At 72.6% G+C, this 19213-nt stretch carries 17 protein-coding genes; 7 read left to right on the top strand and 10 right to left on the bottom strand.

Annotated features, from left to right (window positions below; all coding sequences use genetic code 11):
• Positions 1-161: 161 nt before the first annotated feature.
• The 4 genes from ACFWBW_RS25475 to ACFWBW_RS25460 form a co-directional block, all read right to left on the bottom strand.
• Positions 162-839, bottom strand: coding sequence for a pyridoxal 5'-phosphate synthase (locus tag ACFWBW_RS25475; protein WP_385376523.1), 678 nt, complete (start codon positions 837-839; stop codon positions 162-164).
• Between the two features lie 137 nt (positions 840-976).
• The gene (locus ACFWBW_RS25470) at positions 977-1906 is read right to left on the bottom strand and encodes a D-alanyl-D-alanine carboxypeptidase family protein (protein ID WP_385376520.1); all 930 of its coding nucleotides are present in this window, start codon (positions 1904-1906) and stop codon (positions 977-979) included.
• A 313-nt stretch (positions 1907-2219) separates the two neighbouring features.
• Positions 2220-3149 carry a D-alanyl-D-alanine carboxypeptidase family protein gene (locus tag ACFWBW_RS25465; RefSeq protein WP_385376517.1) on the bottom strand — a complete coding sequence of 310 codons (930 nt, stop codon included), beginning with the start codon at positions 3147-3149 and terminating at the stop codon, positions 2220-2222.
• A 97-nt stretch (positions 3150-3246) separates the two neighbouring features.
• A complete protein-coding gene (locus tag ACFWBW_RS25460) occupies positions 3247-4470 on the bottom strand; it encodes an acetyl-CoA acetyltransferase (protein ID WP_385376514.1) in 1224 nt (407 codons plus the stop codon).
• Positions 4471-4632: 162 nt separating this feature from the next.
• Here ACFWBW_RS25460 and ACFWBW_RS25455 point away from each other — a divergent pair, with 162 nt between their 5' ends.
• Both ACFWBW_RS25455 and ACFWBW_RS25450 read left to right on the top strand, forming a co-directional pair.
• Complete coding sequence (locus tag ACFWBW_RS25455; protein WP_385376511.1) at positions 4633-5874, top strand: acyl-CoA dehydrogenase family protein; 1242 nt, start codon at positions 4633-4635, stop codon at positions 5872-5874.
• Positions 5874-6347: a nitroreductase family deazaflavin-dependent oxidoreductase gene (locus ACFWBW_RS25450; protein WP_327253356.1), complete on the top strand. Its 474-nt coding sequence runs from the start codon at positions 5874-5876 to the stop codon at positions 6345-6347. The genes ACFWBW_RS25455 and ACFWBW_RS25450 overlap by 1 nt, the downstream gene beginning before the upstream one ends.
• 102 nt (positions 6348-6449) lie before the next feature.
• Here the strand turns inward: ACFWBW_RS25450 and ACFWBW_RS25445 are convergent, their stop codons facing one another.
• A complete protein-coding gene (locus ACFWBW_RS25445) occupies positions 6450-7097 on the bottom strand; it encodes a TetR family transcriptional regulator (protein ID WP_385376508.1) in 648 nt (215 codons plus the stop codon).
• A gap of 301 nt (positions 7098-7398) precedes the next feature.
• Between ACFWBW_RS25445 and ACFWBW_RS25440 the strand changes: the two genes are divergently transcribed.
• Positions 7399-8199 (top strand): VOC family protein, encoded by an 801-nt coding sequence (locus ACFWBW_RS25440; protein ID WP_385376505.1) that lies wholly within the window; start codon positions 7399-7401, stop codon positions 8197-8199.
• A 62-nt stretch (positions 8200-8261) separates the two neighbouring features.
• Here the strand turns inward: ACFWBW_RS25440 and ACFWBW_RS25435 are convergent, their stop codons facing one another.
• Positions 8262-9920 (bottom strand): hypothetical protein, encoded by a 1659-nt coding sequence (locus tag ACFWBW_RS25435; RefSeq protein ID WP_385376503.1) that lies wholly within the window; start codon positions 9918-9920, stop codon positions 8262-8264.
• 321 nt (positions 9921-10241) lie between these two features.
• Between ACFWBW_RS25435 and ACFWBW_RS25430 the strand changes: the two genes are divergently transcribed.
• Together ACFWBW_RS25430 and ACFWBW_RS25425 are read left to right on the top strand one after the other, a co-directional pair.
• A complete protein-coding gene (locus tag ACFWBW_RS25430) occupies positions 10242-12704 on the top strand; it encodes a PQQ-binding-like beta-propeller repeat protein (protein ID WP_385376500.1) in 2463 nt (820 codons plus the stop codon).
• A 113-nt stretch (positions 12705-12817) separates the two neighbouring features.
• Positions 12818-13312 carry a peptidylprolyl isomerase gene (locus ACFWBW_RS25425; protein ID WP_385376497.1) on the top strand — a complete coding sequence of 165 codons (495 nt, stop codon included), beginning with the start codon at positions 12818-12820 and terminating at the stop codon, positions 13310-13312.
• Between the two features lie 108 nt (positions 13313-13420).
• Here ACFWBW_RS25425 and ACFWBW_RS25420 read toward each other — a convergent pair whose 3' ends face one another.
• Positions 13421-13975: a hypothetical protein gene (locus ACFWBW_RS25420; RefSeq protein ID WP_385376494.1), complete on the bottom strand. Its 555-nt coding sequence runs from the start codon at positions 13973-13975 to the stop codon at positions 13421-13423.
• Between the two features lie 148 nt (positions 13976-14123).
• Between ACFWBW_RS25420 and ACFWBW_RS25415 the strand changes: the two genes are divergently transcribed.
• Positions 14124-14741, top strand: a complete 618-nt coding sequence (locus ACFWBW_RS25415; protein ID WP_385376492.1) for a hypothetical protein — start codon at positions 14124-14126, stop codon at positions 14739-14741.
• A 48-nt stretch (positions 14742-14789) separates the two neighbouring features.
• Here ACFWBW_RS25415 and ACFWBW_RS25410 read toward each other — a convergent pair whose 3' ends face one another.
• The 3 genes from ACFWBW_RS25410 to ACFWBW_RS25400 are packed head-to-tail and all read right to left on the bottom strand — an operon-like array spanning position 14790 to position 17255.
• Complete coding sequence (locus ACFWBW_RS25410; protein WP_385376489.1) at positions 14790-15587, bottom strand: enoyl-CoA hydratase/isomerase family protein; 798 nt, start codon at positions 15585-15587, stop codon at positions 14790-14792.
• On the bottom strand, positions 15584-16087 hold the full coding sequence (locus tag ACFWBW_RS25405) for a Zn-ribbon domain-containing OB-fold protein (protein WP_385376486.1): 504 nt from the start codon (positions 16085-16087) through the stop codon (positions 15584-15586). Before ACFWBW_RS25405 ends, ACFWBW_RS25410 begins: the two co-directional genes overlap by 4 nt.
• 16 nt (positions 16088-16103) lie before the next feature.
• On the bottom strand, positions 16104-17255 hold the full coding sequence (locus ACFWBW_RS25400) for a lipid-transfer protein (RefSeq protein WP_385376483.1): 1152 nt from the start codon (positions 17253-17255) through the stop codon (positions 16104-16106).
• 92 nt (positions 17256-17347) lie between these two features.
• Between ACFWBW_RS25400 and ACFWBW_RS25395 the strand changes: the two genes are divergently transcribed.
• Positions 17348-19186 carry a FadD3 family acyl-CoA ligase gene (locus ACFWBW_RS25395; protein ID WP_385376480.1) on the top strand — a complete coding sequence of 613 codons (1839 nt, stop codon included), beginning with the start codon at positions 17348-17350 and terminating at the stop codon, positions 19184-19186.
• Positions 19187-19213: the final 27 nt, after the last annotated feature.

Here is a 19213-nt window from a genome sequence, read left to right as displayed (position 1 = left end):
GCCCCAGACCCCGGTCCTCAAACGCCGGACGGCTGGATTTGCCCAGCCCCGGTCCTCAAGCGCCGGACGGCTGGATTTGCCCAGACCCGGTCCTCAAGCGCCGGACGGGTGGATTTGCCCAGCCTCGGTCCTCAACCCCGCCTGGCGGTCGGAGAGGTAGGTCAGGGCCACAGGAGGTGGCGGGTCCACGGGGTGGTGGGGGTGCGGGTGTAGTGGAGGCGGGTGTGCTGGCGGGTCGCGTCTCCCTGGAAGAACTCGATCTCCGTGGGGGCGAGGATGTACCGGGTCCAGGTCGGTGCCGGGGCGTCCGGCTCCGCGCCGGCCCGTTCCCAGGACTCCGCCGCGACGGCGGCCAGTTCCTCGCGGGAGGCCAGCACCTCGCTCTGGCGGCCCGTCAGTGCCGCCGCCAGCGCCCCTCGCGTGCGGGCCGCCAGATCGGCCCGGCTCTCCGCCGCGTCGCAGGCGGTGACCCGTCCCCGGATGCGGATCTGGCGGGCCACCGCGGGCCAGTAGAAGCCCAGCGCCGCCGCCGGCTGCCCGGCCAGCTGCCGGCCCTTCGTGCTGGTGGAGTGCGAGGCGAAGTGCAGGCCGCGCTCGTCGGCGTCGTGCAGCATGAGCGTCCGTACGTCGGGCCGGCCGTGCGCGTCCACCGTCGCCAGGCTCATCGTGTGCGGCTCGGGCTGCCCCGCCTTGGCGGCGTGAACGAACCACTCCCGGAACAGGTCGAGCGGGTCGGCCGGTGCGGTGGCCGTGTCGAAGGACGGCAGCGGGCCGTCCCAGACGCGCAGGGAGTGCAGGGTGGTGTGGAAGTCGTTCACGTTGCTCACGTCGCTCGTCATGTCTCAATCGAACACCACGCGGCCTTGGCGGCACACCGGGAAGACCGAACGGGGGCGCCCCGTCCGGCCGGTGAGGTCGGGCGGAGCGCCCCCGTGGACGTCTGCGTGCTTCAGCAGGGCGTCAGGGCGTCACGACATCAGTCGAGGACGTCCGGGATGGGCTCGGTGATGCTGCGCTGGAGCGTCGACGTGGTGGACGGGCCGGCGGCCCAGTCGATGAGCTTGATCGCGTCCGCGTAGCGCTCCTCGTCCTTCAGCAGGACGCCGATGACGGTCTTGCCGTTGCGGGTCGCGGCGAAGACGATGCACTTGCCCGCGGCCGTGCCGGTGCCGGTCTTGACGCCGATGGCGCCCGGGACCGCGTACCCGCCGGGGCGGGGCTGGATCAGCAGGTTGGTGTTCTTCCACGTGGCTACGGTGGACGTGCCGCCGCTGCTGTACGCGGTGGTCTTCACGATCGCCTTGAAGTGGGTGTAGCGCATCGCGGTGCGGGTGAGCTTCGCGAGGTCGCGCGCGGTGATGTAGTTGTTGCCGCGCGAGATGCCGTCGAAGGTGTCGTAGTGGGTGTTGGTCATCCCAAGGTCCTTAGCCTTGGTGTTCATCTTCGAGATGAAGCTCTGGACGCGTGCCGCCCTGGTCGAGCCCTGTCCGAAGGTGTCGGCGAGCGCGTAGGCGGCGTCGCAGCCCGAGGGCAGCATCATCGCGTACAGCAGCTGGCGGACGGTGGGGGTGGCGCCGGCCTTCAGGTACGCCGAGCTCGCGCCCTCGCGGGCGACGTAGTTCAGGTGCTCCTGCTGGATCGTGACCTTCTTGTCCAGGTCGAGGCTCGACCTGGTGAGGACGACCAGAGCCGTCATGATCTTCGTGGTGCTGGCCCCCTCACGCTTGGTGTCGCCCGCCTTGCTGGTGAGCGTGGCGCCCGTGGAGGCGTCCAGCACGAAGGCGGAGGAGGCGGTCGTCGGCGGCGCGGCGACCGCGTTGGCCGGCGAGGTGACCGTCAGGAGCGCGCCCGTGGCGACGGTGACGGCGAGAGCGGCGCGAGAACGCCGCAGCAGGTTCGATATCAAGTCAGTTCCCGTGATGGCTGGAGATTCCCCGAAGGGGCCGTGGACACCTGGGTGCCGGCCCCTCCGGGAGCTTACGCAGCCCGCCCGGAAAGGAGACCGGTCGCGTCCGGGATTGAGGGTGCCGGAGGAGCGGAACAGCTCCCCGTGGCGGGGGTGATGGCCCTCTGTGGGCCGTTTCGTGGTGTTTGCGTACGTGGCCCGTGCCCGGCCTCGCTGCGAGGGATGACGAACGGGGGCGCCCCGCCCGGCCGGAGAGGTCGGGTGGAGCGCCCCCGTGGATGTCGCGACATCAGGGCGTCGGGGCGTCACGACATCAGTCGAGGACGTCCGGGATGCGCTCGACGCTGCGCTTGGCCGGGGCGCCGGCGGCCGGGCCGAGGGCCCAGTCGGTGAGCTTGATCGCGTCCGGGTAGCGGTCGTCGGACTTCAGCAGGACGCCGATGACGGTCTTGCCGTTGCGGGTCACGGAGAAGACGAGGCACTGGCCCGCCTTCGTTCCGGTACCCGTCTTGACGCCGATGGCGCCCGGGGTCCGGTAGCCGTTGGTGGGGTTGATCAGCAGGTTGCTGTTCAGCCACTTGGTGTCCGTGGACGTGCCGTCGCTGCTGTAGGAGTAGGTCTTCACCACCGACTTGAAGGTGGTGACCTTCATCGCGGCGCGGGTGAGCTTCGCGAGGTCGCGGGCGGTGGAGAGGCCCTTGCCCGCGGGCGAGATGCCGTCGAAGCTGTCGTAGGTGGTGTTGGCCATGCCCAGGGTCTTCGCCTTGGCGTTCATCTTCGCGATGAAGTCCTTGGTGCGGGCCGCCCTGGTCGTGCCCGAGCCGAAGGTGTCGGCGAGCGCGTAGGCGGCGTCGCAGCCCGAGGGCAGCATCATCGCGTACAGCAGCCGGCGGACGGTCGGGGTGGCGCCGGCCTTCAGGTGGGCCGAGCTCCCTCCCTCGTCCCTGACGTAGTCCAGGTACGCCTGCTGGACGGTGACCCGCTTGTCGAGGTTGAGGCCGGGCGTGGTGAGGACGACGTAGGCCGTCATGATCTTCGTGGTGCTGGCGACCTCGCGCTTGGTGTCGCCCAGCTTGCTGGAGAGCGTGGCGCCCGTGGTGCCGTCCATCAGGAAGGCCGAGGCGGCCAGGGTCGGCGGCCCGGATGGTGCGGCCTGGGCCGGTGCGCCGACCGCGATGAGCGCGCCGGTCGCGACGGTGACGGCGAGAGCGGCGCGAGAACGCCGCAGCAGGTTCGATATCAAGTCAGTTCCCCGTGATGGCTGGATTTCCCCGTAAGGGCCGTGGACACCGAGGTGTCCGGCCCCTCCGGGAGCCTACGCAGCCGCACCGACAAGATGATCAGTCCCGTCCGAGAATGAGTGTGCCCGACGAGCAGAACCAGCCGCCCGTGCCCGAGGCGACGGCCACCTGTGGGAGGGTTCCGCCGCGTTTGCGCACCTGGCCCTCGCCCGCCTCGCCGCGGAGTTGGCGTACCGCCTCGACGAGCAGGAACAGGCCGCGCATGCCGGGATGGCAGGCGGAGAGTCCGCCGCCGTCCGTATTGACCGGGAATTCGCCGTCCCGCAGGAGGCGGCCTTTCTCCACGAATGCGCCGCCCTCGCCCTTCGCGCAGAAGCCGAGGTCCTCCAGAGTGACCAGGGTCATATAGGTGAAGGCGTCGTAGATCTCGGCCAGGTCCACATCCGCCGGGGTGAGCCCGGCGCGGGCGAAGGCCTGGCGGCCCGAGACGGCCGCGGGGGAGACGGTGAAGTCCTCCCACTCCGACATCGTGGTGTGCGAGACGGCGGTGCCGGAGCCGAGGATCCACACGGGCTCCTTGGCCGTGTCCGGTACGTAGTCCTCCGCGGCCAGCAGGATGGCGCAGCCGCCGTCCGAGCGGATGCAGCAGTTCAGCTTCGTGAAGGGGTCCGCGATCATCCCGGAGGACAGGACGTCGTCGACCGTGATGGGGTCGCGGAACATCGCGTCCGGGTTGGTGGCGGCGTTCGCCCGTGCCTGCACGGCCACTTCGGCGAGCTGCTCCAGCGTCGTGCCGTACTCGTGCATGTGGCGGCGCGCGGCCATCGCGTACTTGGAGACCAGCGTGTGCCCGTACGGGACCTCGAACTGCAGGGGGCCGCGGGCGCCGAAGGAGAGGTTCGAGGTGCGGCGGCGGGCCTTGATGTCGGCGCGCGCGGTGGAGCCGTAGACGAGGAGGACGGCGTTGGCGTGGCCGGCGGCGATGGCGTCGGCGGCGTGGGCGGCCATGACCTCCCAGGTGGAGCCGCCGACCGAGGTGGAGTCGACCCAGGTGGGGCGCAGGCCCAGGTACTCGGCGACCTCCACGGGCGCCAGGATGCCGAGTCCGGCCGAGGCGAAGCCGTCGATCACCGAGCGGTCCAGGCCGGAGTCGGCCAGGGCCCGGCGGGCGGCCTGCGCGTGCAGGGCGTACGGGGTGGGGCCGTCCACCCGGCCGCAGTCCGAGAGGGCGACGCCGACGACGGCGACCCGGCGGGGCCGGGCCTGAGGGCCGGTGGTGGCCGTGGCGGCGGAGGCGGAGAGGGGTCCAGGCGTGGCAGGCATGGAGCCGACGGTACAACTGACGTACCGTCAGATGCTAGAGGTGCCCCCTTCGGACCCCCGCCTTCGAATCCCCTTCACCCTCTTCGGGAGGTCCGCCCCCTGTGCTTATGGCGCCGCTCGCCCTAACATGACGGCCCGTCAGATACGGGGAGGAGCCCGACGATGGATGCCGCCTTCACCGCGGAGCAGGACGAGATGCGACGTACCCTGCGCGAGATCCTGGGCAAACGCTGCGGCCCGGACGAGGTCAAGGCCGCCGTCCGCACCGCCGCCGGACACGACCGCGAGCTGTGGCAGCAGCTCGCCCGGCAGCTCGGACTGCCGGGCATCGCCGTGGCCGAGGAGTACGGAGGCGTCGGCTGCGCCCCCGCCGACCTGGCCCTGGCCTGCGAGGAGACCGGGCGGGTGCTGCTGCCCTCGCCACTGCTGGCCACCGCCGTGCTCGCCGTGCCGCTGATCACCGCTCTGGGGACCGACGCCCAGCGCTCCACCCTGCTCCCGCCGCTCGCGGCGGGCGGGCTCACCGCCGCGCTCGCCGTACCCGGCCCCGCCCTGGCCACCGCCCTCGCGCTGACCGGGGACAACGCCCCCGGCGACTGGGCCGGCGGCGGCCGGGCCGGCGGGGTGCAGGCCCGCGCCGTGGACGGCGGCTGGCGGCTGTACGGGGAGGTCGCCCAGGTGCTCGACGGGCACAGCGCCTCGCTGCTGCTGGTCGCCGCGCACACGGGAGGCTTCGCCCGCAGCCGCACCCTGCTGTTCCTCGTACGGGAGGACGCGCCCGGCCTCGTACGGGCGCGGCAGACCACCCTGGACGAGACCCGCCCGCAGGGGCGGGTCCAACTCCGCGATGTCGAAGCGGAGTTGCTGGGCGGCGGCGAGGACGTCGACGTGGCCGGAGCCCTCGCCGCCACCGGACGCGGCGCCGCCGCCGTCCTGGCCGCCGAGGCGGTCGGCGCGGCCGGGCAGGCGCTCGCCCGCACCGTGGAGTACGTACAGCAGCGCGAGCAGTTCGGCCGGGCCATCGGCTCGTTCCAGGCGGTCAAGCACCGCCTCGCCGACCTCTACGTACAGGTCCAGGCGGCCCGCTCGGCCGCCTACTACGCCGCCTGGGACCCGCAGCAGGGCGGACTCGCCCTGGCCCAGGCACTGGAAGCGCTGCGGATCACCGCCGGCGAGGCCATCCAGCTGCACGGCGGCATCGGCTTCACCTGGGAGCACGACGCGCACCTCTACTTCAAGCGGGCGGCCGCCGACGAACTGCTCTTCGGCCCCGTCCACCGGCTGCGCGCCCACGCCGCGGAAGCCGCCGGGCTGTTCGCCCCCGCGGCCCCCGCTCCTGCCGCCGCCCCCGTGCACGCACCAGCCCCTGCCCCCGCCCCACGGAACGAGAAGGTGGCCGTCTGATGGCGCCCGGAGTCAAGCTGATGCAGAAGGTCTCCTCGACCATGCTGTTCGCCAAGATCGCACCGCACTTCATCCCCGCCATGGACAAGGCGGTGCACAAGCTGACCCGCGGCAAGGTCATCCTCAGCGCCCAGATGCTCCCCGGCGTGATCCTCACCGCCAAGGGAGCCAAAACCGGCGAACCGCGCACCACCCCGCTCGCGTGCATGCCGGAGCAGGACGGGGCGAGCTGGATCCTGATCGGCTCGAACTTCGGCCGCCCCGGACACCCGGCATGGACCGGGAACCTGCTCAAGAACCCTGACGCCGACGTGAGTTGGAAGGGTCAGGACATCGCCGTACGCGCCCGCCTGCTGGCGGGTGAGGAACGCGCGGCGGCGTGGCAGGCGGTGCTGAAGTTCTGGCCGCCGTACGCGGCGTACCAGGCGCGCATCGAGCGCGAGATCCGGTTGTTCCGCCTGGAGCGTCGCTGATCACGGCAGAAGTCCCGCAAGGGGGTTGAGGCCCTGTAAGGGGTGAAGGCGGCGGCGCGAGCGGCCGCCGAAGGCGCGGCGGACCCGGTGGGGGTCCGCCGCTTACTTCGTGGGCTTCTTGCCCGTGATGCCCAGGTGGACCAGGAGCGCCAGGTTCGGCTTCAGTTCCGCCTGCTTGACGCCCCAGGTGGTGAAGCCCTTCTGGTGCGAGGCGACCGCGGCCAGCATGGCGACCAGCGAACCGGCCATCGCCGCCGGGCTGATGTCCTTGTCGACCTTGCCCTTGGCCTGCAGCTCCTTCATCGACTCCGTGAGGGAGTTGGTGACGGAGTTGAGGATCTTCATGCGGATCTTGTAGAACCGCTTGTCGCCCTCGGCCGCGCCGAGGTCGACGACCCGCAGGATCGCGTCGTTGCGCCGCCAGAACTCCAGGAAGCCGTCGACGAGTTCCTCCGCCGCCGCCCATCCCGCCTTGCCGACCCACGCGCGCCCCTCGACCAGCGAGGTCAGCTGCGCGCCCTCGTTGGCCATGCGCTCCGCGATCTCCAGGACGGCGCCTTCGACGTCCGGGAAGTACTGGTAGAAGGTCGCGGGGGAGGTACCGGCCTTGCGGGCGACGTCGATCACTTTGACGTCGCGGTACGGCGAGGAGCTGAGCATCTCGCTGAGGCAGTCGAGCAGCTTCTGCCTCGTCGCCTGACCGCGCCGGCCGGCAACGCGGCCGTCGACGGTGCGTACTTGTCCTGTCATGCCGTCAGCTTACCGAGGGGTGATCGGCGCGCGATTCGGCCGCCTGCAAATGGGGTTACGGGACGCCTGGCCTGGGCGTAAGCCCGTCCCGACCCGTCGCCGCGACCGATTCCGGCCGGGCGGGCGCCCCGGGCGCGCCGTCCGGGTTCGGACCCTATCCCCCGAATAGTCTTATCAACAGGCTGTGGACAAGTTTTCGGGCACATCATGATCCGGAGGACATGGCTGGGCGAGCGAGGCAGAACGTGCGCGGAGGGTGCACACCCTCGCACACCCCCGCACAACGGAAGGAACCGGGCTCATGGCCGCATTCGCGGAAGGCTCACCCTGCTGGGTCGACGCCTCCCTGCCGGACGTGGAAGCCGGCAAGCGCTTCTACGGTGAGCTCTTCGGGTGGACCTTCGCCGACAGCGCGGGAGCCGAGTACGGCCACTACACCCAGGCCTACAGCCGCGGCCGCAACGTCGCCGCCCTCGCCCCCAAGCCCGACGGCCGCATGCCGACCGTCTGGGGGATCTACCTCTACACCACCGACGCGTACGCCTGCGCGCAGCGCATCCGCGCCGCCGGCGGCCAGATGGTGATGGACCCGATGCCGGTCGGCCCCTACGGGACCGCCGCGATGGCCGCCGACCCCGGCGGGGCGGTCTTCGGGCTGTGGCAGCCCGGCACCCACCACGGCTTCGACGCCCAGAACGAGCCCTACACGTACTGCTGGTCCGAGGTGTACACCCGGGCCCGCGACGCCGTGGACGTCTTCTACGCCAAGGTCTTCGGCTACGTCCCGGAGGACCAGAACGACGACGAGTCGGGCATCGAGTACCGCGTCTGGTCGCCGCCGGGCACCGCGGCCGGTTCGGAGACCGCCGTCCTGGGGCGCAGCCTCATCACCGACGCCTTCCCGGAGATCATGCCCGCGCACTACCTCGCGTACTTCGCCGTCCCGGACTGCGACCAGTCCGTGGCGATGGTGCAGCGCCTCGGCGGCCGGGTCACCGCCGACCCCTTCGACACCCCGTACGGGCGCATCGCGGTGGTCGCCGACAATCAGGGCGCGGTCTTCGGGCTCCTCTCGGAGCCGCGGACGAGGACGGGCGGCTAGCCGGTCCCGTCCTCGTACGGTCCCGCCCTCATGCGGGCCCGCCCTCGTACGGGCCCCTACGACTAAGGGTTCACGTCGAGGTGCTCCCGGCGGCTCCTCACGTTGAAGTGCAGGCCGTCGGCGTCGCTGTAGCGGGCGATCCAGGTGCCGGTCGCGTCGGCGGTGAACTCGTGGGCGAAGGTGCCGTCCGCGGCGGTCTTCGCATAGCCCCGGTAGACGTAGTCGCGGCTGCCGTCGGGCTGGAAGTAGAACAGCACCAGCTGCCCGCCGAAGGGCTTCGCCGGGCTCTCGTGGTTGAGCGTGCCCGCGAGGGAGAAGGTCTGCCCCTTGCGCACCGTCCCCGGCGCCGCGCGGAACGACTCGAAGTCCGTGTCGGTCCGGGTCAGCCGGACCGGCTCGGTGACGGAGCCCTGCATGCGCGGCGCGGCGGCGTACCGGAGCCGCCAGTAGCCGTCCGCCTCGCCCGGCAGGGTCTCGTCGAACCGGGCGGAGCCGAAGTCCACGGTGAACTCCCCGCGCGTCTTCCAGTCCGTCCTGCCGTCGGCCGAGTACTGCACCTCGACATCGGTGACGGTCCGGGTGAGGGGCCGGTGGGCGAGGGCGCCGGTGAACGTCACGCGCTTGGCGGAGTCGATGGTGGCCTTGACGTCCGTGAAGTAGCCGGCCTCGACGACCTCGGCCTCCGTGTCGGCGACCGCGTACTTCAGCCACGGGGACCTGCCTCCCGCCCACGTGGTCTTCACCGGGCGGTCGTGGACCATCCGCAGCTGCCGCTCGAACCGCCCGTCCGCCGTCGTCCTGGGCTCGCCGGTGAGGTCCGCGAGCATCGGCGTGCCCTCGGGGACGGGCTTCTGCGTCCCGTCCCCGGCGCTCCGGACGGCCCGGCCCGTGATCTTGACGATCGAACCGTAGCGGGTCTTGATCTTCCGGGATTCGGGGTCGAGGAGGATCTCGGCCTTCTGGCGGACCGCGCGCGCGGTTTCGCCGCGCCCCCCGGGGCTCATGTCCGGGGTCTCCAGGACGTCGACGTGCACCTCGGTGTGGTTCTCCGTACCCCGGAAGGCGAACGGAGCGGACAGGTGGCCCTGCGCGTCCGTGGTCGCCTCCTGCGAGGTGCGCTCACCGGAGATGCGGACCTTGGTGTTCCGCAGCGGGGCGCTCGCCCCGGTCCGCGGGTCGAAGGTGGTCACGTCCGCCGACACGGTGGTCGTCAGACGGTCGAGGGACACTCCGCCCGCCACGTCGACCCGGGTGACCACCGCGCGCAGCCGGTAGTCGAAGTCCCCGCAGACGACGGGCTCGGCCGCGGAGCCGACTTCGAGCGTGTAGATCCCGAGGGCGGCCGGCTTGAGCGGCTCCGAGACCAGCTGGAAGCCGAGGAGGATGCCCTCCGGGTCGGTCACCTTGCGGAACGCGGTGACCGAGGCGACGCGCAGGCCCGTCTTCCTGTCCCGCAGATGGACGACGAGGCCGTCGGGCACGCCCGTCCCGTCCGACGCGCTCTGGACGACGAGGGACCCGTCCTGCCGGGCGGACATCTCCGGCGGACAGGGAGCGGACGAGGCCTGTGCCGGTACGGCCTGCGCCGGACCCGAGGCGTACGGGGCCTGCGCGGTTCCCCGTACGACGGCGGCCTGCGCCGCCCCCGGTATGGCCTGCGCCGCCTCCGCGACAACCAGGCCCCCCAGCACGGTTGTGGTGACGACGACGGCTGAAGTCAAACGGTGACGCACGGATCCCCCCGGACAGTGACGAGCTGAACGGGGGCTAGACCCACGACACCCCCCATGGGTTGTACGGCGTCCACGAAGCCGCGTGCACGGCCACCCGCCGTGCCGGGGCCGGACCGGGCGCGGGCCTGACAGAATCGGGGGTGCGCGACCCGGGCGGCCCCCGGGGGTGAGACGCTGCACGGGGCAGGGACCCGCGGCGGCTCGCGCGCATCCGGTGGCGTGACGGCGATGACGGCGACGCCACCGGCGATGGCTGGAAGAGCGGGGCCCGCGAGGGATCCCGTACGGGGATGGGTGTGGAGGCGAGTGGTGGAGCAGCTGACGCAGCACGACCCGAGACGGATCGGCCCCTTCGAGGTGCTGGGACGGCTCGGCGCCGGCGGCATGGGGCTGGTCTATCTCGCGCGGTCGGCGTCCGGACGCCGGGTGGCGATCAAGACGGTGCGCACCGAGCTCGCCGAGGACCAGCTGTTCCGCGTCCGCTTCACCCGTGAGGTGGAGGCGGCCCGTGCCGTGTCCGGCTTCTACACCGCGGCCGTCGTCGACGCCGATCCGCGCGCGGCCGTGCCGTGGCTGGCCACCGCGTACGTACCGGCGCCCTCGCTGGAGGAGATCGTCCACGAGTGCGGGCCCATGCCCGCGCAGGCCGTACGGTGGCTCGCCGCCGGCATCGCCGAGGCGCTCCAGTCCATCCACGGCGCGGGCCTGGTCCACCGCGACCTGAAGCCCTCCAACGTGCTCGTCGTCGAGGACGGCCCGCGCGTGATCGACTTCGGCATCGCCAGCGGGGTCTCCAACACCCGCCTGACCATGACGAACGTGGCCGTCGGCACCCCCGCGTACATGTCGCCGGAGCAGGCCAAGGACTCGCGCAGCGTCAAGGGCGCCAGCGACGTGTTCTCGCTCGGCTCCACGCTGGTCTTCGCCGCCACCGGGCACCCGCCGTACCACGGGGCGAACCCGGTGGAGACGGTCTTCATGCTGCTGCGCGAGGGCCCCAACCTGGAGGGGCTCCCCGACGAGCTCCGCCCGCTGATCGACTCCTGCATGCAGATGGACGCCACGCAGCGGCCGACCCCGGCCGACCTGCAGGCGCAGCTCGCCCCGCACCTCTTCGAGGGCGGCGACGAGAGCGGTACCGCCTCGGCGTGGCTGCCCGAGCGGGCCGTCGCGATGATCGAGGCCCGGCGGGCCGGCCACCGCAACGCCGCTGCCGCCGCGGCGGCGGCCGCCGTGCCGAAGCCGGCGCTTCCCCGGGCCGGCGTCTCCGCGCCCATCGAGAGCGTCGGGCCCGGTCCCGCGTCCGGCCGCGCGTCCGGCCACGGGTCCGGTCCCGCGTCCGGTCCGGCCACGCACCGCCGCCAGCGCGGCGGCGCCGACCCCTGGACCGACCCGCGGACCGGCCAGGCCGTCCCGCAGCGGCCCGAGCGCCCTCCGATGGCGCCTTCCGGCGAGCCCGTGCGGCTCGGCGGCTCCCCGGTGCCGATCGGGCCGGGCCCGCAGGCCTCCGCCTCGGCGCCGGCCGCCCACGCCGCCGCCGCGGACTCGGCGACCGGCTGGATCCGGCCGCCCGCCGGTACCCCGGTGGCGGGCCCCGCGCCCTCGGTCCTCGTACCGAACCCCGGCCCGGCCCCGGACAGCGGCCGCTGGCGGCCCTGGCGGTTCCGGATGTCGAACGAGGTCTGGGGCACCCCGACCGTCGCCGGCGAACTGCTCTACGTGACCTCCTTCGAGGTGCACGCCCTGGACGTGGCCAGCGGCCGCCGCCAGTTCAAGACCCGTGACGTCGCCTGGTCCATGGCCGTCTCCGACGGGCGCATCCACGCCTCCGACGGCCCCTCCCTCTACGCCTTGGACGCCACCGACGGCTCCGAGCGCTGGCGGCTGTCCGCCGATGCCTGGGTGTACGCCCTGCGCGCGGACCGGGGCACCGTCGTCACCGCCACGCGCGGAGGCGGCGTACAGGCCTGGGAGTCGTCCAGCGGGCACAAGCTGTGGGAGCTGACCGGCGCGCAGAGCGAGTTCGAGACCGCCGAGGCGGCCCCCGTGCTGCACGACGGCACGGTCTACGTGTGGCAGGACGCCCGGCTGCGGGCCCTGGACGCCCGCTCCGGCCGCGAGTCCTGGTCGTACCCGGTCGGCGACGCCGCCGCCTGCGGGAACGTGCCCGTACGGGTCACGCCCGCCCCCGACGGCAACGTCTACGTCGCCGCCGGCACCCGGGTGATCTCCGTCGACCGGGCTTCGGGCCGGGTCCGCTGGCACTTCGAGGCCCCCGCCGTGTTCCTCGCGCCCCCGGCCTTCGCCCCCGGCGCGGCCGTCACGGGCGGCGGGGTCTACCTCGCGGACTACCTGGGCACCGTCTACGCCCTGGACGCGGCCACCGGCAAGGACCGCTGGCGCATCGCCACCGAGCCCCGGCAGTCCGCCGACCCGGTCCTGGTCGCCGCGGGCAACGTCCACCTGGGCGCGGGCAGCGCCGTGTACACGCTCGACGCGGTCACCGGCACCCCGAAGTGGCGCTTCGCGGCGGGCGGCGAGATCACCGGTTCCCCGGCGGTCGCGGACGGCCGGGTCCACTTCGGATCGGCCGACCACTGCCTCTACACCCTCGACGCGGCGGGCGGCCAGCTCCGCTGGAAGCTGGCCACCGGCGGGGAGATCACCGGAGCCCCGGTGGCCGAGGCGGGCGTGGTCTACGCGTGCAGCAAGGACCGCTGCGTCTACGCGCTGGACGCCGCCAAGGGCACGGGGACCCGTACGGGCGGCTGACCCCGCTCAGCCCCGGCTCGGCCGCCCGCCTGAGCTGGGGCTGAGCCGTTCGGGGGCCGGGTCGCGGCCCCCTCGGGGGCGCGCACCGCACCGGGAGTGACAGGATGGACCCCATGAGCAACGTATTCTTCGACATCAACATCGACGGCAAGCCCGCCGGTCGCATCGTCTTCAGCCTCTTCGACGAGGTCGTCCCGAAGACCGCCCAGAACTTCCGCGAGCTGTGCACGGGCCAGAACGGCTTCGGCTACGCCGGCTCCGGCTTCCACCGCGTCATCCCGCAGTTCATGCTGCAGGGCGGTGACTTCACCAACCACAACGGCACGGGCGGCAAGAGCATCTACGGCGAGAAGTTCGCCGACGAGAACTTCACCCTCAAGCACGACCGTCCGTACCTCCTGTCGATGGCGAACGCCGGCCGCAACACCAACGGCTCGCAGTTCTTCGTCACCACCGTCGTCACCTCCTGGCTCGACGGCAAGCACGTCGTCTTCGGCGAGGTCGTCGAGGGCAAGGAGATCGTCGACGCGATCGAGAAGCTCGGCTCCCCCTCGGGCTCCACCAAGGGCAAGATCGAGATCGCGGCGTCCGGCGTCGTCGAGGCCTGATCCCCACCCCGCCCGCAACGGCTGGTCGGCCCCGCCCCCTCAGGGGGACGGGGCCGCCGTCATGTCAGGGCGGGTCCACGAGCGGTCTACGAGCGGCCTACGAGCGGCCTACGAGTGGTCGTGCGGCGGGGTCGGCCAGGCCGCCGGGGCCGGGGGATGGGCCGGGTACTCGACCGGCGCCGGGGTCTGGTCCGAGTCGGGCACCGGGTCCGGCTCCGGGTCCGGAGCGCGCCGGTCGCGGCGGCGGGGGCGGCCGCTCATCACGGCCGCCGCGAGGATGAGCAGCGCGCCCCCGCCGAAGGCGTTGGCGAGGCCCTCGCCGAGCCCCGTGCCGTCGCCGCCGACGGAGAGGCTGCCCGCGGCCTGGCCCTGGCGGACCATCCAGAGCACGGCGAAGCCGAGGACGACGACCCCGGAGAAGGCCATGAGCAGCCGGGAGCGCAGCACGATCGCGACCAGCGCGAGCAGGGCGGCGAAGAGGAACGGCAGCAGGATCGAGCCCAGCAGGGCGGCCTTGTCGTCCGTGATCCCGGCGGAGCTGAAGAGCTCCTCGATGCGGTAGTCGCGTCCGTGACGGCCGTCGTACCAGGCACGGAAGGGGCTCCAGACGGCGGCCGTCGCTCCGATCAGACCCAAGATCGAGCCGAGTACGTTGCGGATCATGCCCGGCCCTCCGGGGGAGTGGGTCTGGATCTCGATCCCGACGCTACGCCCGCCCTCCGGTCCCCGCACGCGGAGGCGGGGCGGAAACGCTCATGTCATGCCCCTGATAACGTGCCGCCCGTTGTGCGACGGGGATGAGGGAGCGGTCATGGTGGTCACAGGGCGTCGGGTCAGGGTCACGGCGGTACTGGTGGGCGTGGTGCTCGCGCTGACGGGGTTCTCGTCGTCGGGCGGCAGCAGCGGCAAGAGCAAGAGCAGTGGGGGCGGGGGCGGGTGCTCCAGCTCCAAGAGCAAGTCGAAGTCGAAGTCGAAGAGCTACGGAAGCTCCGGCAGCTCCGGCAGCGGGTCCGGCAGCGGGTCCGGCAGCGGCTCGACGGCTTCGGCCACGCCCACCGCGACCGTGCCGCCCGCCCACGCCGAGGTCGTCACCTGCGCCGGCCCGGGCCGGCCGAAGGCCACGCTCAAGGTCACCTCCGACGCGGTCAACGGGTACACCTTCCGCGTCCCGCTGGTCTTCGAGGGCGCGTCCGGCCGGGTCGACTCCGGCTCCGTGGACCTCGCGCTCAAGGCGGGCGAGAGCCGGACGGTCGACCTGCCGATGACGAGCGCGGCCAAGGCGGGCGAGGTCACGCGCTGCACGGTGGGCACGATCCAGACCCTTTCGAGCGCGTCGCCCACCCCGACGTCGACCTCCACCTCCGGCACCGGCACGGGTGGCAAGACTCCGAGCAAGCCGAAGCCCAGGTCCACGAAGAAGACCCGCTAGGGCCTGTCGTCGGCGGGGACCCGGGAAGGGGCCCCCGCCTCGCCCTGCTCAGCGGATCCGGGGCTCCGGTCCCGCCCCCCGCCGGCCGGCGAACAGTTCCGCCTGCCGCTCGGGCGGCAGGTTCCCCAGGGCCACCAGCCCCGGAGCCTGCGCCAGTGCCTGCTGGAGGGTGGCCTGCTTCGCCGCCCACAGGGACCGTACGGTGCCCTGCACGGCCTCCGTCGGGAAACCGGCCAGCGTCTCGGCCGCCCGCAGGGCCGCCGGGAGCAGCGCCTCGGGCTCCGCCAGCTCCGACACCAGGCCGATCTCGTACGCCCGCCGTGCGGAGAGCCGTTCCGCCGTGCCCATCAGGGACATCCGGGCGGCCTCGCCGAAGGGCATGCGCTGCGCCATGTAGATCGCCTCGTAGGCGCTGACCATCCCGTAGCTGGTGTGCGGGTCGAAGTAGGTCGCGGACGCGGAGGAGACGATGAACTCCGACTCGCCCAGCAGGTAGAACGCCCCGCCGCAGGCCATGCCGTTGACGGCGGCGACCACCGGCTTCCACAGGTCGTTCGCCTTCGGCCCGATGGCGACGAGCGGGTCGTCCACCGAGTACGGCGAGGAGGGCTGCGGCACCTCCACGCCCCGGTCGATGCCCGTGCAGAAGGCCGCCTGCCCGGCGCCCGTCAGCACGATCGCCCGTACGTCGTCCTCGTAGCGGAACTCCCGCCAGACCCGGGCCAGTTCGGCTGCCGTCGCCAGGTCGATCGCGTTGTGCTTGCGCTCCCGGTCCAGGGTGACGACCGCGACCCCGGTGGACTTGTCCCGCTCCACCCGCAGTCCCGGTGCCCGGTCGGCCGTCACGACTTCTCCAGCATCCAGCGGGGCACCGCCATGCCGCCCGTCTCGGTGAACACGACCTGGACGCGTGCGCCGATGCGCAGCCGCGCCGGGTCCATCGAGTCCAGCGGGGCGTCGGCGGCGGTGACGAGGTTCCCGACGAGGCGGATCTGCGGGGCGTCGGCCAGCTCCACGAGGATCACGTTGTACGGGGCCTGCGCGGCGTACGCGGGCAGCAGCGGCGGGTGCGGCCGTACGTACGACCAGATCCGGCCCCGGCCGCTCATCAGGCGCCATTCGGAGTCGAAGGACCGGCAGTGCGGGCAGCAGGGGCGGGGCGGGAAGCGCAGTTTCCCGCAGGCGGGCGCCGCGCAGGCCTGGACGCGGAGTTCGCCCTGGGCGGCGTACTCCCAGAAGGGGGCGCCGTCCCCGTCGGGGACGGGGAGGAGGAGCTCGTCCGCAGGTGTCCCGGGATCCGAGGACGCCGCGGATGCCGCCGGCGTCGCGGGCGTGGTGGTGGTCATGATCTTCGTCAGCTCCTCAGGCTCGCAGCAGGATGGCGGACGTCGGGACACCCTCGCCCGCGGTCACCAGGCAGGTCGCGGCGTCGGGCACCTGGGCGGTGGAGACGCCGCGGAGCTGCTTGACGCCCTCGTTGATCAGGTTGAAGCCGTGGACGTAGGCCTCGCTGAGGCCGCCGCCGCCGGTGTTGATGGGGAGCCGGCCGCCGATCTCCAGGGCGCCCCCCTCGGTGAAGGAGGCGCCTTCGCCGCGTCCGCAGAAGCCGTAGCCCTCGAGGGAGAGCGGGATCAGCGGGGTGAAGGCGTCGTAGATCTGGGCGACGTCCACGTCCTGGGGGCCGAAGTCGGCCTGCTTCCACAGGTGTCGGGCGGCGGTCCAGGCGGGGCCGGACAGCGGGTCGTCGTTCCAGTAGTTGACCATGCCGTGGTGCTGGGAGGGCAGGCCCTGGGCGACGGAGTGGACGTAGACGGGCTTCTGCCGGCAGTCGCGGGCGCGTTCGGCGCTGACGATGACGCAGGCCAGGGCGCCGTCGGTCTCCAGACAGTTGTCGAAGAGGCAGAGCGGGTCGCTGATCATGCGGGCGGTCATGTACATCTCGCGGGTCAGCGGGCGCTCGTACATCATCGCGGCCGGGTTCTCGTTGGCCCGGTTGCGGCAGGCCATCGCGACGTTGAAGAGGTGGTCGCGGGTGGCGCCGTACTCGTGCATGTAGCGGCGGGCCAGCATGCCGATCTCGTCGGCCGGGCGCAGCAGGCCGAAGGGGCGCGTCCACTGGCCGGGGGTGGGGAGCTGGACGGCCGTGTTCTTCCACGGCCGCGGCCCCGAGCCGCGCTTGCGCGAACGCCAGGCCACGCCGACGCTCGCCTGGCCGGTGGCGACGGCGGCGGCCAGGTGGCCGACGGTGGCGCAGGAACCGCCGCCGCCGTAGCCGATCTTGGAGAAGAAGGTGACGTCGCCGGCGCCGATGGCTTTGGCGACCTCCACCTCGTCGGTTTCCTCCATCGTGTAGGAGGAGAAGGCGTCCACCTCGGACGGGTCTATGCCCGCGTCGTCGAGTGCCGTGAGAATGGCCCGGCAGGCCAGTTCCTTTTCGGACTGCGGCAGTTGTTTGGCAAAGGCGGTCTGCCCGATGCCGACTATCGCCGTAGCGTCCTTGAGCGTTGCCGCCATCGCCACCTCCGGGGTGCACCAGTACTGACAGCCGCGAAGGCTACAGCTAATCTGACGGATAGTCAGCTACTGGGATCGCGGGAGGGCGGACGATGGACGAGGACGAGGGCGCACGCGGGGTCGCGGACATGACGGGGGCGCCTCCGGCGCCGGGAGCGGGACCGCGGGCCGGTACCGCTGCAGCGGGCGCCGATTCCGGGTCCGATTCCGGGTCCGATTCCGGGTCCGATTCCGGGTCCGAGCCCGAGCCCGGGTCCGGGCCGGCGACCCCAGCCGCCCAGGCCGTCCCGGAGGGCCGGGTCCACCCCGCCGGCCCCGGCCAGGAGCACCGCGGGGACCTCGCCTGGACCAGCATCGGCGGGCTCGTCCGGGACGCCGCCGCGCGCTACGCCGACCGTGAGGCCGTGGTCGACGGGCGGGTGCGGATCGACTACGCGCAGCTCGGCGAGCGCGTCGAGCGGGCCGCGGCCGCCTGCATGGCCGCCGGCGTGGAACCGGGCGACCGGGTCGCCGTCTGGGCGCCCAACACCCTCGAGTGGATCGTCTCCGCCCTCGGCGCCGTCTCCGCCGGAGCCGTCCTCGTCCCCCTCAACACCCGTTTCAAGGGCTCCGAAGCCGCCTACGTCCTCCAGCGCAGCCGCGCCCGGCTCCTCTTCGTCACCGGCACCTTCCTCGGCACCTCCTACGTCGCCTCCCTGCGCCGCGCCGCCGCCGACGGCGAGGGCTCCGGGCCGCTGCCCGGCCTGCCCCACCTGGAGCAGGTCGTCGTCCTGTCCGACGACGCCCCCGACTCCTTCCGCACCTGGAAGGAGTTCCTGACCGGCGGCGACTCCGTGTCCGCCGAGGCCGTCCGCGCCCGTACGGACGCGATCCCCGCGAGCGCCCCCTCGGACATCATCTTCACCTCGGGCACCACCGGCAGCCCCAAGGGCGCCGTCATCTCCCACGCCCAGTCCCTGCGCTGCTACGAGGTCTGGAGCGAGCTCGCCGGACTGCGCGAGGGCGACCGCTACCTGATCGTGAACCCCTTCTTCCACACCTTCGGCTACAAGGCCGGGGTCATCGCCTGCCTGATGCGCGGGGCCACGATGGTCCCCCAGCCCGTCTTCAACGTGGACACCGTCCTCGCCAACATCGCCGCCGAGCAGATCTCCGTACTCCCGGGCCCGCCCACCCTCCACCAGTCCCTCCTCGACCACCCCCAGCGCGACCACCACGACCTGTCCGCCCTGCGCCTGGTCGTCACCGGCGCGGCCGTGGTCCCGCTCCAGCTCGTGGAGCGGCTCCGCGGCGAGCTGCACATCGGCACCGTCCTCACCGCGTACGGGCTCTCCGAGGCGAGCGGCATCGTCACCATGTGCCGCCGCGGCGACCCGGCGGAGATCATCGCGTCGACCTCGGGCCGGGCCATCCCCGGCACGGAGGTCCGGATCGTGGACCAGGAGGGCGCACCCCAGCCCACGGGCCGGGCCGGGGAGGTGTGGGTACGCGGTCACAACGTCATGCGCGGCTACTTCGAGGACCCGACCGAGACCGCCGAGGCCATCACCCCCGAGGGCTGGCTGCGCACCGGGGACGTCGGCGTGCTCGACGCCGCCGGGAACCTGCGCATCACCGACCGGATCAAGGACATGTTCATCGTCGGCGGCTTCAACGCCTACCCCGCCGAGATCGAGCAACTCCTCGGCCTGCACCCCGACATCGCCGACATCGCCGTGGTCGGGATCCCCGACGCGCGCCTGGGCGAGGTCGGCAAGGCGTACGCGGTCCGCCGCCCCGGCGCGGTCCTCACCTCCGACGACCTGATTGCCTGGTCACGCCGGGAGATGGCCAACTACAAGGTGCCGCGCGAGGTGGAGTTCGTCTCCGAACTCCCGCGCAACGCAAGCGGAAAGGTCCTCAAGCGCGAGCTCCGCACCCGCACCCGCTGACGACGACCGGCCCCAGGACGGGGGCAG

Origin of the sequence: Streptomyces sp. NPDC059957 (assembly GCF_042730015.1) — a bacterium.
GTDB lineage: Bacteria > Actinomycetota > Actinomycetes > Streptomycetales > Streptomycetaceae > Streptomyces.
This window is presented reverse-complemented; position numbering and strand designations above follow the sequence as displayed.

What these genes read in the sequence shown, in the direction of transcription:
- ACFWBW_RS25475 (WP_385376523.1), bottom strand. Translation starts at nt 839, where the DNA reads ATGACGAGCGACGTGAGCAACGTGAACGACTTCCACACCACCCTGCAC.
- ACFWBW_RS25460 (WP_385376514.1), bottom strand. Translation starts at nt 4,470, where the DNA reads ATGCCTGCCACGCCTGGACCCCTCTCCGCCTCCGCCGCCACGGCCACC.
- ACFWBW_RS25455 (WP_385376511.1), top strand. Translation starts at nt 4,633, where the DNA reads ATGGATGCCGCCTTCACCGCGGAGCAGGACGAGATGCGACGTACCCTG.
- ACFWBW_RS25450 (WP_327253356.1), top strand. Translation starts at nt 5,874, where the DNA reads ATGGCGCCCGGAGTCAAGCTGATGCAGAAGGTCTCCTCGACCATGCTG.
- ACFWBW_RS25445 (WP_385376508.1), bottom strand. Translation starts at nt 7,097, where the DNA reads ATGACAGGACAAGTACGCACCGTCGACGGCCGCGTTGCCGGCCGGCGC.
- ACFWBW_RS25440 (WP_385376505.1), top strand. Translation starts at nt 7,399, where the DNA reads ATGGCCGCATTCGCGGAAGGCTCACCCTGCTGGGTCGACGCCTCCCTG.
- ACFWBW_RS25425 (WP_385376497.1), top strand. Translation starts at nt 12,818, where the DNA reads ATGAGCAACGTATTCTTCGACATCAACATCGACGGCAAGCCCGCCGGT.
- ACFWBW_RS25420 (WP_385376494.1), bottom strand. Translation starts at nt 13,975, where the DNA reads ATGATCCGCAACGTACTCGGCTCGATCTTGGGTCTGATCGGAGCGACG.
- ACFWBW_RS25415 (WP_385376492.1), top strand. Translation starts at nt 14,124, where the DNA reads ATGGTGGTCACAGGGCGTCGGGTCAGGGTCACGGCGGTACTGGTGGGC.
- ACFWBW_RS25405 (WP_385376486.1), bottom strand. Translation starts at nt 16,087, where the DNA reads ATGACCACCACCACGCCCGCGACGCCGGCGGCATCCGCGGCGTCCTCG.
- ACFWBW_RS25400 (WP_385376483.1), bottom strand. Translation starts at nt 17,255, where the DNA reads ATGGCGGCAACGCTCAAGGACGCTACGGCGATAGTCGGCATCGGGCAG.
- ACFWBW_RS25395 (WP_385376480.1), top strand. Translation starts at nt 17,348, where the DNA reads ATGGACGAGGACGAGGGCGCACGCGGGGTCGCGGACATGACGGGGGCG.